Annotated in this window: 11 protein-coding genes; 9 read left to right on the forward strand and 2 right to left on the reverse strand. The window is 72.5% G+C overall.

Going from position 1 to position 13,372, the window contains the following annotated elements:
* Positions 1 to 11: 11 nt before the first annotated feature.
* On the reverse strand, positions 12 to 761 hold the full coding sequence (locus ACIPSE_RS42090) for a GntR family transcriptional regulator (RefSeq protein WP_401674160.1): 750 nt from the start codon (positions 759 to 761) through the stop codon (positions 12 to 14).
* A gap of 49 nt (positions 762 to 810) precedes the next feature.
* On the reverse strand, positions 811 to 2,127 hold the full coding sequence (gene hmgA, locus ACIPSE_RS42095) for a homogentisate 1,2-dioxygenase (RefSeq protein ID WP_401674162.1): 1,317 nt from the start codon (positions 2,125 to 2,127) through the stop codon (positions 811 to 813).
* A gap of 154 nt (positions 2,128 to 2,281) precedes the next feature.
* Here hmgA and ACIPSE_RS42100 point away from each other — a divergent pair, with 154 nt between their 5' ends.
* The 9 genes from ACIPSE_RS42100 (at position 2,282) to ACIPSE_RS42140 (ending at position 13,361) form a co-directional block, all read left to right on the forward strand.
* Positions 2,282 to 2,857, forward strand: a complete 576-nt coding sequence (locus ACIPSE_RS42100) for a hypothetical protein (RefSeq protein WP_401674165.1) — start codon at positions 2,282 to 2,284, stop codon at positions 2,855 to 2,857.
* Positions 2,854 to 3,468 (forward strand): TetR family transcriptional regulator, encoded by a 615-nt coding sequence (locus ACIPSE_RS42105; RefSeq protein ID WP_401674167.1) that lies wholly within the window; start codon positions 2,854 to 2,856, stop codon positions 3,466 to 3,468. The genes ACIPSE_RS42100 and ACIPSE_RS42105 overlap by 4 nt, the downstream gene beginning before the upstream one ends.
* A 135-nt stretch (positions 3,469 to 3,603) precedes the next feature.
* The gene (locus tag ACIPSE_RS42110; RefSeq protein WP_401674170.1) at positions 3,604 to 5,841 is read left to right on the forward strand and encodes a molybdopterin oxidoreductase family protein; all 2,238 of its coding nucleotides are present in this window, start codon (positions 3,604 to 3,606) and stop codon (positions 5,839 to 5,841) included.
* A 138-nt stretch (positions 5,842 to 5,979) separates the two neighbouring features.
* Positions 5,980 to 7,386, forward strand: a complete 1,407-nt coding sequence (locus tag ACIPSE_RS42115) for a CitMHS family transporter (protein ID WP_401674173.1) — start codon at positions 5,980 to 5,982, stop codon at positions 7,384 to 7,386.
* A gap of 51 nt (positions 7,387 to 7,437) precedes the next feature.
* On the forward strand, positions 7,438 to 8,670 hold the full coding sequence (locus ACIPSE_RS42120; RefSeq protein ID WP_401674176.1) for an MFS transporter: 1,233 nt from the start codon (positions 7,438 to 7,440) through the stop codon (positions 8,668 to 8,670).
* A 193-nt stretch (positions 8,671 to 8,863) separates the two neighbouring features.
* Positions 8,864 to 10,204: an ABC transporter ATP-binding protein gene (locus ACIPSE_RS42125; protein ID WP_401674179.1), complete on the forward strand. Its 1,341-nt coding sequence runs from the start codon at positions 8,864 to 8,866 to the stop codon at positions 10,202 to 10,204.
* Between the two features lie 100 nt (positions 10,205 to 10,304).
* Positions 10,305 to 10,772 carry a DUF3574 domain-containing protein gene (locus ACIPSE_RS42130; RefSeq protein WP_401674181.1) on the forward strand — a complete coding sequence of 156 codons (468 nt, stop codon included), beginning with the start codon at positions 10,305 to 10,307 and terminating at the stop codon, positions 10,770 to 10,772.
* A 109-nt stretch (positions 10,773 to 10,881) separates the two neighbouring features.
* Entirely contained in the window at positions 10,882 to 12,270 is a 1,389-nt protein-coding gene (locus ACIPSE_RS42135) for an aldehyde dehydrogenase family protein (protein ID WP_401674183.1), read from the forward strand.
* An 11-nt stretch (positions 12,271 to 12,281) separates the two neighbouring features.
* Positions 12,282 to 13,361 (forward strand): Zn-dependent alcohol dehydrogenase, encoded by a 1,080-nt coding sequence (locus tag ACIPSE_RS42140; protein WP_401674186.1) that lies wholly within the window; start codon positions 12,282 to 12,284, stop codon positions 13,359 to 13,361.
* Positions 13,362 to 13,372 lie beyond the last annotated feature (11 nt).

Consider the following 13,372-nt stretch of genomic DNA (forward strand, 5'->3'; position numbering starts at 1 on the left):
GGATCGCGGGGTCAGGTGGCGTCCAACGTCACCGTGAAGGAGAAGCGGTCGCCCCGGTAGTTGATCACCGCCACGTCCAGGACGCGCCCCTGTGTGTCGTAGGTGACGCCCGTGTAGTGCAGGATCGGGCTCAGCAGGGGCACTTGGAGCAGCCGGGCCGTCTCCGGGTCCGCGAGCCGGGCCTCCACGGTGTCCGTGATGCGGCTGATGTCCGCGCCGACGGCGTCCCGCAGCACCTTGGTCATCGGCCAGCGCGCCAGGTCGCCCGGGTCGATCCGGGCGGCGAGTTCGGGACGCACCCAGTTGCGGGCGTGGTTGGTCGGCTCGCCCGTCTTCTCGTCGGCGCGCAGCCGGTGGTACGTCGCCACCTCGTCCAGGTCCGGGAAGTACTCGGCGAGTTCGGGCGGGACCGGCCCCGTGCCCCGCTCCAGCAGCTCCGTCGCCATCCCCGACTGCTGGGCGACGATCGCGTCGACCGAGCCGAGCAGCCGCACGGGCGCGGTGCGCAGGGCGCCGGGCTCTATGAAGGTGCCGCGGCGCCGGTGGCGGGTGATCAGCCCCTCGTCCTCCAGCTCCTTCAGCGCCTGCCGCATGGTCAGCACGCTCACGCCGTAGTGGCCCGCCAACTGCTCCTCGGTGGGCAGCCGGAGCGGATCGCGCGGCGTGCGGCCGAGGATCGAGGCCCGCAGGGACTGCGAGACCTGGTACCAGAGCGGCAGCTTGCGGTTCAGGACGATCGAGTCCGGGGCGAAGGAGGTCACGGGCTATCCGTACCGGTCGTACGCGATCAGTGCAACGGAGCGGGCGCGTTCACGGGGCCGGCCGGAAGTGGCGTTCCAGGCCCTGCCACACGTCGTCGTAGTGCCGTTGGAGGTGGTCGGCGCCGGCCGCGTGCGCGGTCAGGGCGATCGGCCAGCGGGTCTCGAACATGAACGCCAGTCCGTCGTCCACCTTCTGCGGCTTCAGCTCGGCCGCGCTCGCCCGGTCGAAGGTCTCCCGGTCGGGGCCGTGCGCGGACATCATGTTGTGCAGCGAGCCGCCGCCCGGCACGAAGCCCTCCGCCTTGGCGTCGTAGGCGCCCTCGATCAGGCCCATGTACTCGCTCATCACGTTCCGGTGGAAGTAGGGCGGACGGAAGGTGTCCTCGGCCACCAGCCAGCGCGGCGCGAACACCACGAAGTCGACGCCCGCCAGACCCGGGGTGTCGGAGGGGGACGTCAGCACCGTGAAGATCGACGGGTCGGGATGGTCGTAGGAGACGGACCCGATCACGTTGAAGCGGCGCAGGTCGTAGACGTAGGGGACGTGGTTGCCGTGCCAGGCGACGACGTCGAGGGGGGAGTGGTCGTAGGTGGCCGTCCAGAGGTTGCCGCAGAACTTGTTGACCACCTCCACCGGGCCCTCCACGTCCTCGTAGGCCGCGACGGGAGCCTTGAAGTCCCGTGCGTTCGCGAGGCCGTTGGCGCCGATCGGGCCGAGGTCGGGCAGACGGAAGGGGGCGCCGTAGTTCTCGCAGACGTAGCCGCGCGCGGAGCCGTCCAGCAGCGAGACCCGGAAGCGCACGCCGCGCGGGATCAGCGCCACGTGGCCCGGCTCCGCGTGCAGCAGCCCGAACTCGGTGTGCAGCAGGAGCCCGCCCCGCTCGGGGACGATCAGCAGCTCGCCGTCCGCGTCGCTGAACACCCGGTCCATGGAGGCGGTCGCGTGGTAGAGGTGCACGGCCGTGCCGGTGCGCTGCGCCGCGTCGCCGTTGCCGCCCAGCGTCCACAGACCGGCGAGGAAGTCGGTGCCCTCGGCCGGTTCCGGCAGGGGGTTCCAGCGCAGCCGGTTGGGGTCGGGGACGGACTCCGTGAAGGGCGCGGTGCGGATCCAGCCGTTCACGGTGTGCGTGAACGGCGGGTGCGCGGCCGAGGGGCGGATCCGGTACAGCCAGGAGCGGCGGTTGTGGGCGCGGGGCTCGGTGAACGCGGAACCGCTGAGCTGCTCGGCGTACAGACCGAGCGGCGCGCGCTGCGGGGCGTTGCGGCCCTCGGGGAGCGCGCCGGGCACCGCCTCCGAGCTGTGCTCGTTGCCGAAGCCGGACAGATAGGCCAGCCCTTCCGCCGTCTTCCGCCGGTCCCCGGTCATGATCGCTCCCTTGCGGTCCTGAATCCGTACCTCTGATTCCTATGGGACACCGTAGGATTGCGGTTGCTCCGGCGCAAGACCTCCTCATCGGGGAGGAGGAAGAACCCGACTCCAGGGGGATCCGCCGTCCGCACGTCCGTTCTACGCTCCGGTCATGACGTGGACGAGGGCACTTCCGGGCGCGCTCGCGGTCTGTGTCCTGCTGCTGGCCGGAACCGCGAGCTGCGGCTCCGACGACCCCGCGAAGCCGGAGACGATGGCGTCGCCCTCACCGGTGGGCAAGGTCCTCGACGACACCGACGAGGAGGGCCGGCACTACCGCGAGGTCGCCGGGGAGAACGCCCCCGAGGTCGACATCGAGGTCCAGCCGGAGGCCGGCGACAGCTGGGACGTCCGCCTCACCCTCGCCAACTTCCGCTTCACCCCGCCCGGTTCGACCCAGAAGGCGGTCGCGGGCCGCGGCCTCGCCTATCTGTACGTCGACGACGTCCTCGTCTCGCGGCTGCGCAGCGCCGACTGCCGCATCCCGGGCGACCTGGTCTCGCGCGGCACCCACACGGTCACCGTGCGGCTGCACGCCGACGACGGCACGGTGTGGGTCGTGGACGGCGACCCGGTGGAGAGCGAGGCCGACATCACGGTCTCGGACGGCGACAATCTGAGTGCACCGGCCAACGATTTCCGTACCGGGGGGCGAGGTTCACCGGAGACCGCCGGAAAGGCATCATGAAGCCCGTGCCCCCCACGACATCGCTACGCCGAGCGCCCGTGCAGCGGCGCAGTGCCGAACGGCTGACCAGGATCCTGGACGCCTGCGCCGAACTCCTCGACGAGGTCGGCTACGACGATCTGAGCACCCGCGGTGTGGCCCAGCGGGCCGGGGTCCCCATCGGCTCGGTCTACCGCTTCTTCGGCAACAAACGGCAGATGGCGGACGCGCTCGCCCAGCGCAACCTGGAACGCTTCAGCACCGAGGTCGCCGGACGTCTGGAGCGGGCCGACGGGGGCTGGCGGTCCGCCCTGGACGCCGTCCTGGACGAGTACCTCGCCATGAAGCGCAGCGTGCCCGGCTTCTCCCTCGTCGACTTCGGCAACCAGATACCCGTCGGCGCCCGCCGCTCCGAACCCAACCACCGCGTCGCCGACCGCCTCACCGACCTCCTCTCCGGCTACCTGGACCGGGAGCCGGACGACGACCTGCGCCGCACCTTCCTCGTCGCGGTCGAGACCGCCGACACCCTCGTCCACCTGGCCTTCCGCGTGGCCCCCGAGGGGGACGAGCGGATCATCGGGGAGGCGCGGCAGATGCTGCGGGCGTATCTGGCGCGGGTGCTGGACTGAACGGCGGTCCGGGGCCGGGGGTCGCTCCGCTCCGGTGACCGGCGGATTTCCGACCGCACCCCCGTCGCCCCTCCCCGGCATGCCTACCGGTCGGTATGCTCGGCGGTGACCGGCACCGCTGCCCCGGGAGGACCCGTGTCCCGCACCGCTCTGCGTATCTGCCCCCTGTGCGAGGCCACCTGCGGCCTGACCCTCACCATCGAGGGGACCCGGGTGACCGGGGCGCGCGGAGACCGCGACGACGTGTTCAGCCGGGGGTTCATCTGCCCCAAGGGCGCGTCCTTCGGGGCCGTCGACTCCGACCCGGACCGGCTGCGCGCACCGCTCGTGCGCCAGGACGGCGAGCTGCGGGAGGCCACCTGGGAGGAGGCGTTCGACGCGGTCGCCGCCGGTATCAGGCCGGTCGTCGAGCGGTACGGGCCGAACGCCGTGGGCGTCGCGCTCGGCAACCCCAACGTGCACACGATGGCCGGCGCCCTGTACCCGACCGTGCTGCTCGCCGGGCTCGGCACCCGGAGCATCTTCAGCGCCTCCACCGTCGACCAGATGCCCAAGCACGTCTCCAGCGGGCTGCTGTTCGGGGACGCCAACGCCATCCCGGTGCCCGACCTCGACCACACCGACCACCTGCTCCTGATCGGCGCCAACCCGCTGGAGTCCAACGGCAGTCTGTGCACCGCCCCCGACTTCCCCGGCAAGCTCAAGGCCCTCAAGGCGCGCGGCGGCACCCTCACCGTCATCGACCCGCGCCGCACCCGGACCGCCCGGCTCGCCGACCGGCATCTCGCCATCCGGCCCGGCGCGGACGCGCTGCTGCTCGCCGCCATGGCCCAGGTGCTCTTCGCGGAGGGCCTCGTCGACACGGGCGCGTTGGGACCGCTGCTCACCGGGCTCGACGAACTCCGCGAGGAACTGCGGGACTTCACCCCGGAGGCCGTCGCCGACGCGTGCGACATCGACGCGGCCACCATCCGCACCCTCGCCCGCGAGCTGGCCGCCGCGCCCACCGCCGCCGTCTACGCCCGCATCGGCAGCTGCACCGTCCCGCACGGCACCCTCGCGAGCTGGCTGGTCGACGTCCTCAACGCCCTCACCGGCAACCTCGACCGGCCCGGCGGCGCGCTCTTCCCGCAGGCCGCCACCGACCGCACCCCCCGGCCCGCCGGACCCAGCCACGGCTTCGCCCTCGGCCGCTGGCACTCCCGGGTCGGCCGGCACCCCGAGGCCAAGGGCGAACTCCCGATCTCCGCGCTGGCCGAGGAGATCGACACCGCGACCCCCGAGGGCGAGCCGATCCGGGCCGTCATCACCGTCGCCGCCAACCCCGTGCTGTCCGTGCCCGACGGCGACCGGCTCGACAAGGCGCTCGGCGCGCTCGACTTCATGGTCAGCGTCGACCCCTACCTGAACGAGACCTCACGGCACGCCACCGTCGTCCTGCCGCCGCCCCCGCCTTCGCAGAGCCCCCACCACGACTTCGCGTTCAACACCCTCGCCGTGCGCAACCAGGTCCGCTACACCCGGCCCGCCGTACCGCTGGAGCCCGGCCGGATGGCCGAGACGGAGATCCTGGCCCGGCTGATCATCGCCGTCACCGGCATGCACGGCGCCGACCCGTCCGCCGTCGACGACATGGTCATCGGCCAGACCCTCGGCAAGGCGGTCAAGGAGGCCCACTCACCGGCGTACGGCCGTGACCCGGGCGAACTGGCCGGGCTCCTCACCGGGGTGAGCGGACCGGAGCGGCGGCTCGACCTGATGCTGCGGCTCGGCCCCTACGGCGACGGGTTCGGCGCCCGGCCGGACGGGCTGAGCCTGGAGCGGCTGCTCGCCCACCCGCACGGCATCGACCTCGGGCCGCTCACCGCCCGGCTGCCGCAGCCGCTGAAGACGCGCAGCGGTACCGTCGAGCTGCTGCCGCAGCCGATCGTCGACGATCTGCCCCGGCTGCGGGAGGCGATGCGGCACCGCGCCGAGGGGCTCGTCCTCGTCGGCCGCCGCCATCTGCGCTCCAACAACAGCTGGATGCACAACGTCCCCGCCCTCACCGGCGGCACCAACCGCTGCACCCTGCACATCCATCCCGAGGACGCCGAACGGCTCGGCATCGCCGACGGGGCTCCCGTGCGGGTCAAGGGCGCCGGGGGCGAGGTCGTCACCGAGGCGGAGGTCACCGACTCCGTGCGCACCGGCGTCGTCAGCCTGCCGCACGGCTGGGGCCACGACCGTCCCGGCGCCCGGCTGAGCCATGCCGCGACCGACCCCGGCGTCAACGTCAACCAGCTCCTCGACGGCAGCCTCCTGGACCCCCTGTCGGGCAACGCCGTTCTCAACGGAGTGCCCGTGGAATTGGCCGCGACCGTGGCGCTGTGAGCAGCGCAAAGCTGTGACCAGCAGTTTTGCGCTTATTGCTCGCATGTCAATGTCTTGTTAACACTGCTTGACGCGACCTAACGTCATCGCACCGCCGGCCCTGGTGGGAGTTCAAGGGCGAACGTTAGGTGTCCACACATGCTGACCATCCTCGGCTTCGCCATGATCGCGACCTTCCTGGTCCTGATCATGCTGAAGAAGATGTCGCCGATCGCGGCGCTCGTGCTGATCCCGGCGCTGTTCTGCGTCGTCGTCGGGAAGGGCGCCCACCTCGGTGACTACGTCATCGAAGGCGTCACCAGCCTCGCCCCCACCGCGGCGATGCTCATGTTCGCGATCGTCTACTTCGGAGTGATGATCGACGTCGGCCTCTTCGACCCGATCGTCAAAGGGATCCTGAGGTTCTGCAAGGCCGACCCGCTGCGGATCGTGGTCGGCACCGCCGTCCTCGCCGCGATCGTCTCGCTCGACGGCGACGGCTCGACCACCTTCATGATCACCGTCTCGGCGATGTACCCGCTGTACAAGCGCCTGAAGATGAGCCTGGTCGTGATGACCGGTGTCGCCGCCATGGCCAACGGCGTGATGAACACCCTGCCCTGGGGCGGCCCCACCGCCCGCGCCGCCACCGCGCTCAAGCTCGACGCCAGCGACATCTTCGTCCCGATGATCCCGGCCCTCCTGACCGGCCTCGCCTTCGTCTTCGTCCTCGCGTACGTGCTGGGCCGGCGCGAGCGCAAGCGGCTCGGCGTGCTGACGCTGGACGAGGTGCTGGTGGAGGAGAAGGAGACCGTGCTGGTGGGCGCCGGCGGCGGCACGTCGCAGACGCCCGGCGGCGGTTCCGGCACGGCCTCCGGCGCGGCCTCCGGTTCCGGTGCCGACGCCGAGGAGCAGGACGAGCGCTTCCAGGCCCTGGACCCCGACCGCCCCACCCTGCGCCCGAAGCTGTACTGGTTCAACGCGCTGCTCACCGTCGCGCTGCTCACCTCCATGATCATGGAGTGGCTGCCGATCCCGGTGCTGTTCCTGCTCGGTGCCGCGCTCGCCCTGACCGTCAACTTCCCGCACATCCCGGACCAGAAGGCCCGGCTCGCCGCCCACGCCGACAACGTCCTGAACGTCTCCGGCATGGTCTTCGCCGCCGCCGTCTTCACCGGCGTCCTCCAGGGCACCGGCATGGTCGACCACATGGCCACGTGGATGGTCGACGTCATCCCCGAGGGCATGGGCCCGCACATGGCCCTGGTCACCGGCGTGCTGAGCCTCCCGCTCACCTACTTCATGTCCAACGACGGCTTCTACTTCGGTGTCCTGCCCGTCCTCGCCGAGGCCGGTGCCGCGCACGGGGTCACGCCGCTGGAGATGGCCCGCGCCTCGCTCGTCGGCCAGCCGCTGCACATGTCGAGCCCGCTCGTGCCCGCCGTGTACGTCCTGGTCGGCATGGCCAAGGTCGAGTTCGGCGACCACACGAAATTCGTGGTCAAGTGGGCCGCCCTCACCTGCCTGGTGATCCTCGGGGCCGGAATGCTGTACGGAATCATCTGATCCGTTTCGTCGGTTCGACCGCTCCGCCTCCGAACTCCCGAGGAGAACCTCATGACGCCCGGTGGGAACCGCGGCTGGCTGCTCCGCCTCGTCATCGCCTTCAGCTTCGCGCAGGGGGCGGTGTCGATGGCCCGGCCCGCCGTCTCCTACCGGGCGCTCGCGCTGGGCGCGGACGAGACGGCGATCGGCGTCATCGCCGGTGTCTACGCCCTGCTCCCGCTGTTCGCCGCGGTCCCGCTCGGCCGCAGGACCGACCACGGACGCTGCGCCCCGCTGCTCCCGCTGGGCGTGGTCCTGATATCCGGCGGCTGCGCGCTCAGCGGCCTCGCCGGCTCCCTGTGGACGATGGCGGTCTGGAGCGGGGTGATGGGCCTCGGCCACCTCTGCTTCGTGATCGGCGCGCAGTCGCTGGTCGCCCGCCAGTCCGCTCCGCACGAACAGGACCGCAACTTCGGCCACTTCACCATCGGCGCCTCCCTCGGCCAGCTCGTCGGGCCCATCGCCGCGGGCGCGCTCATCACCGGCCACGACATGGCCGGCACCAGCGCGCTCGCCCTGGTCGTCGCGGGCGCGGGCGCCGCGGTCGCGTTCACCTCGCTGTGGCGCATCGAGGACCGTACGGCGGTCCCGCGCCGCCCCGACCGCGGGGACCGGGTGCCGATGCAGCGCATCCTGCGCGCGCGGGGCGTACCGGCGGGCATCTTCATCAGCCTCGCGGTGCTGTCGGCGACGGACATCCTCACCGCGTACCTGCCGGTGGTCGGCGAACACCGGGGCATCGCGCCCTCGGTGATCGGACTGCTCCTGAGCCTGCGGGCCGCGGCCACGATCGCCTGCCGCCTGGTCCTGACGCCCCTGCTGCGGCTGCTGGGCCGCGCCCTGCTGCTGACGGTCACCTGCCTGCTCGCGGCCGTGCTGTGCGCCGGGATCGCGCTGCCGGTGCCGGTGTGGGGGCTCGCCCTCATCCTTGCCGCGCTCGGCTTCTGCCTCGGCGTCGGGCAGCCCCTGTCGATGACGACCGTCGTCCAGGCCGCACCCGACGGGGCCCGCTCCACCGCCCTCGCGCTGCGCCTCACCGGCAACCGCCTCGGCCAGGTCGCCGCCCCCGCCGCCGCGGGCCTGATCGCCGGCGTCGCGGGAGTGGCGGCCCCCTTCGTGATGCTGGGCGCCCTGCTCCTGCTCTCCTCGGCCACAGCGCTCCGCTCACCGGACCGCACGGCACAGAGCGAGGGGACGGGGGAACGGGCCCGGGGGGTCCGCCGGGCCAAGCGGAGTGTGCGCTGAGGGGGAGCGGTGAGCCCACGGAGTGCCCCGGCTGAATCTGGGCGTCCGGTTTCTCACCCAGTGGACGGAGGTGCCCGATCCCGCCCATCCTCTTCCCCCAGGCGCGCACATTCCGTTAACTTCCGTGACTCACAAGCCTCGTGCGTCCCGCGCGGGGCGTTTCGACCACGGAGCATCGGGGCCGGCACCCGTCATGACACGCGCGATCTCCCTGCACGACGTCAGCAAGAGTTACACGCGCGGAAACCGTGTCGTGGACCGGCTGTCGCTGACCATCCAGCCGGGCGAGTTCCTCGTCCTGCTCGGCCCCTCCGGCTGCGGCAAGTCGACCGTGCTGAGGATGATCGCCGGTCTGGAGGAGATCGACGAGGGCGAACTGCGCCTCGACGGCGAGTACGCCAACGATCTGCCGCCGTCCGGCCGGGACATGGCGATGGTGTTCCAGAACTTCGCCCTGTACCCGAGCATGACCAGCCGCGACAACATCGGCTTCCCGCTGCGCATCGAGGCCCCCGGCGCCGACCCGCGCCCCCGCGTCGACGCCACCGCCCGCATGCTCGGCATCGAGGAGCTCCTCGACCGCTTCCCCGCCCAGCTCTCCGGCGGCGAACGCCAGCGCGTCGCCATGGGCCGGGCCATCGCCCGCCACCCCTCCGCCTTCCTGATGGACGAGCCCCTCTCCAACCTCGACGCCAAGCTCCGCAACCACCTGCGCGCCGAGATCGCCGCGCTCACCCGCGAGTTGGACGTCACCACGGTCTACGTCACGCACGACCAGGCCGAGGCCATGTCGCTCGGCGACCGTGTCGCCGTGCTGCGCGGCGGCGTGCTCCAGCAGGTCGGCAGCCCGCGCGAGGTGTACGCGCTGCCCCGCAACGTCTTCGTCGCCGCCTTCATCGGCACCCCGCGCATCAACCTGCTCCAGGGCCTGGTGCGCGCCCCGCTCGACGGCGCGATGACCATCAGCCTCGGCAAGCAGTACCTCCGGCTGCCCGAACCCCTGTCCCTGGACCACCAGTTGCTCCGCGTCCAGCAGGGCCGTGAGGTCATCGTGGGCCTGCGCTCGGAGGCGGTGCGGATCGCCAAGCCGTCCAGCGCGCGGCGCGGCGAGATGGCGCTCACCGGGCTGGTGGAGCACGTCGAGTTCCAGGGCCACGAGGTCCTCGTCCACTTCAACACCGGCTCCCGGCCCGCCGTCGTGCCCGACCTGGAGGCCCCGCGCCCGGCCGGCCGCCCCGCCCGGCGCCGCCGCCGCGAGGGCCCCGGCGTGCTGGGGCGGCTGCGGGAACGCGCGGGCGCCTTGCGCGCCGGCCCCGTCGTGGTCCTCGACGACCCGCCGTACACGGTCACCGAACCGGCGCCCCCGGACGGCCGGCTCCCCGGCGACCTGATCGTCCGTACCACCCCCGACATCCACCTCCGCCAGGGCATGCAGGTCCCCCTCCTCGTCGACCTCGCCCATCTGTTCGTCTTCGACCAGCACGGCGAGCGCATCTGTCCGGCCCCGGCCCGGCTGCCGGACCTGGAGGAGTAGCGGGCACCGCCAGCGTTTCTTCCCCGGCCGCGCGCCCGGCCCTGCGAGAGTGATCACTGCTCCAGCACTCCAACACCCCTCGCAGAAAAGGGAGTCACCCATGCCCGTGCTCGCCGGCCGCACCCGCGCCGTCCTCGCCACCGCCGCCCTCGTCCTGGCGGTCGGAGCCCCGGCCGCCTACGCCACGCTCGGCGACTCCGCGTCCGCGTCACCGTCCGCCGCGGCCCCGCTCCGCGGTGAGCCGTACGTCGAGACCCAGCTCTTCTTCGGCACCGAGCGTCCCGACGGCGGCCCGGCCGTCACCGACGAGCAGTTCATGACGTTCGTCGACGAGGAGGTCACCCCCGACTTCCCCGACGGCCTGACCGTGCAGACCGGCCGCGGACAGTGGCGGGACGCGAACGGCACCATCGAGAAGGAGCGGTCCTACGAGCTGATCCTGCTGTACCCGGTGGGCCGGGCGAAGGCGAGCGACAGGAAGATCGAGGAGATCCGGCGCGCCTACGAGAAGGAGTTCGGCCAGGAGTCGGTCGGGCGGGTGGACGACCGGGCGCGGGTCGACTTCTGACGCCGCACCCGTCCGACGGGTCGTCCCGTCCCCCTGGCGCATAAAAACTATCACCGCTAGTTTGAGGGCCGGACGACCACGCCAGAGCCCCCGCCGGGAGGACCGCACGATGAAGGCACACGACGGCATGTACATCGACGGAGCGTGGCGGCCCGCCGAGGGCCGGGACACGATCGACGTCGTGAACCCGGTCGACGAGCAGGTCCTCGGCCGGGTCCCCGCCGGGTCCGCGCTGGACGTCGACATCGCCGTACGGGCCGCCCGTGCCGCCCTCCCGGCCTGGGCCGCCACCCCGCCCGCCGCGCGCGCCGAGTGCCTGACCGCCCTCCGGGACGTCCTGCTGGCCCGCCGGGACGAGATCGCCGAGACGGTCACCGCCGAACTGGGCTCGCCCCTGAGGTTCTCGGAGAACGTGCACGCCGCCGTGCCCATCGCGGTCGCCGGCTCCTACGCCGAGCTGGCGGCGACGTACGCCTTCGAGGAGAAGGTCGGCAACTCGACCGTGCACCACGAGCCGGTCGGGGTGGTCGGCGCCATCACCCCCTGGAACTACCCGCTGCACCAGATCGTCGCCAAGGTCGCCCCCGCGCTCGCCGCCGGCTGCACGGTGGTCCTCAAGCCCGCCGAGGACACCCCGCTGGTCGCCCAGCTCTTCGCCGAGGCGGTCCACGAGGCCGGGATCCCCGCGGGCGTCTTCAACCTCGTCACCGGTCTCGGCCCGGTCGCCGGCCAGGCCCTGGCCGAGCACCCGGACGTCGACCTGGTCTCCTTCACCGGCTCCACCGCCGTCGGCCGGCGCATCGGCGCGACCGCGGGCGCCGCCGTCAAGCGGGTCGCCCTCGAACTCGGCGGCAAGTCCGCCAACGTCATCCTGCCCGGCGCCGACCTCGCCAAGGCGGTCAACGTCGGCGTCGCCAACGTCATGTCCAACTCCGGCCAGACGTGCAGCGCCTGGACCCGCATGCTGGTCCACCACGACCGGTACGACGAGGCCGTCGAGCTCGCCGCTGCCGCCGCCGCGAAGTACGGCGACCGCATCGGCCCGCTCGTCAACGCCAAGCAGCGGGACCGCGTGCGCGGTTACATCGAGCGGGGCGTGGAGCAGGGCGCGCGGCTGGTCGCCGGCGGCCCCGGATCCCCGCGCGAACAGGGCTACTTCGTCGCCCCGACCGTCTTCGCCGACGTCACCCCCGACATGACCATCGCCCAGGAGGAGATCTTCGGCCCGGTCCTGTCGATCCTGCGCTACGAGGACGAGGAGGACGCGCTGCGCATCGCCAACGGCACCGTGTACGGCCTCGCCGGTGCCGTGTGGGCGGGCGACGAGGAGCAGGCGGTGGCGTTCGCCCGGCGGATGGACACCGGGCAGGTCGACATCAACGGGGGACGCTTCAACCCCCTGGCCCCCTTCGGCGGTTACAAGCAGTCCGGGGTCGGCCGCGAGCTCGGCGCGCAGGGCCTCGCCGAGTACCTCCAGACCAAGTCCCTTCAGTTCTGAGGAGCGTGTCCGTGGTTCGCGCAGCAGTCCTTCCCGCCGTCGGCGCCCCGCTGGAGATCACCGACATCGACCTCCCCGACCCCGGCCCGGGGCGCGTCCGGGTCCGGCTCGCCGCCGCGGGTGTCTGTCACTCCGACCTGTCCCTGTCCGACGGCACCATGCGGGTACCGGTCCCGGCGGTCCTGGGCCACGAGGGCGCGGGCACGGTCGTGGCGGTCGGCGAGGGGGTCGGCCATGTCGCCCCCGGGGACGGTGTCGTCCTCAACTGGGCTCCCTCCTGCGGCCGTTGCCACGCCTGCGCGCTCGGCGAGGTGTGGCTGTGCGCCAACGCGCTCGCCAGCGCCGCCGACGTCCACGCCCGCACCGCCGACGGCGTCGAGCTCCACCCCGGTCTGAACGTGGGCGCGTTCGCCGAGGAGACGGTCGTTTCGGCGGCCTGCGTCCTGCCCGCCCCGGACGGCGTGCCCCTCGCCGACGCGGCCCTGCTCGGCTGCGCCGTCCTCACCGGGTACGGCGCCGTCCACCACTCGGCCAAGGTCCGCGAGGGCGAGACGGTCGCCGTGCACGGCGTCGGGGGCGTGGGCCTCGCGGCCCTCCAGGCGGCCCGGATCGCCGGCGCCTCGACGATCGTCGCGGTCGACGTCTCCCCGGCGAAGGAGGAACTGGCCCGCGCGGCGGGCGCCACGGACTACGTCGTCGCCTCCGACACCACCGCCCGGGAGATCCGCGGCCTCACCGGCAAACAGGGCGTGGACGTCGCCGTCGAGTGCGTCGGCCGCGCCGCCACCATCCGTGCCGCCTGGGACTCCACCCGCCGCGGCGGACGCACCACGGTCGTCGGCATCGGCGGCAAGGACCAGCAGGTCACCTTCAACGCCCTGGAGATCTTCCACTGGGGCCGCACCCTGGCCGGCTGTGTCTACGGCAACTCCGACCCCGCCCGCGACCTCCCCGTCCTCGCCGGCCACATCCGCGCCGGCCGCCTCGACCTGAGCACCCTGATCACCGACCACATCACCCTCGACGCCATCCCGGCCGCCTTCGACGCCATGCGCGCCGGAAAGGGAGGCAGGTCCCTGGTCGTCTTCTGACCGCGGGACGG

This window comes from Streptomyces sp. NPDC090106, from assembly GCF_044747265.1.
Lineage (GTDB): Bacteria > Actinomycetota > Actinomycetes > Streptomycetales > Streptomycetaceae > Streptomyces.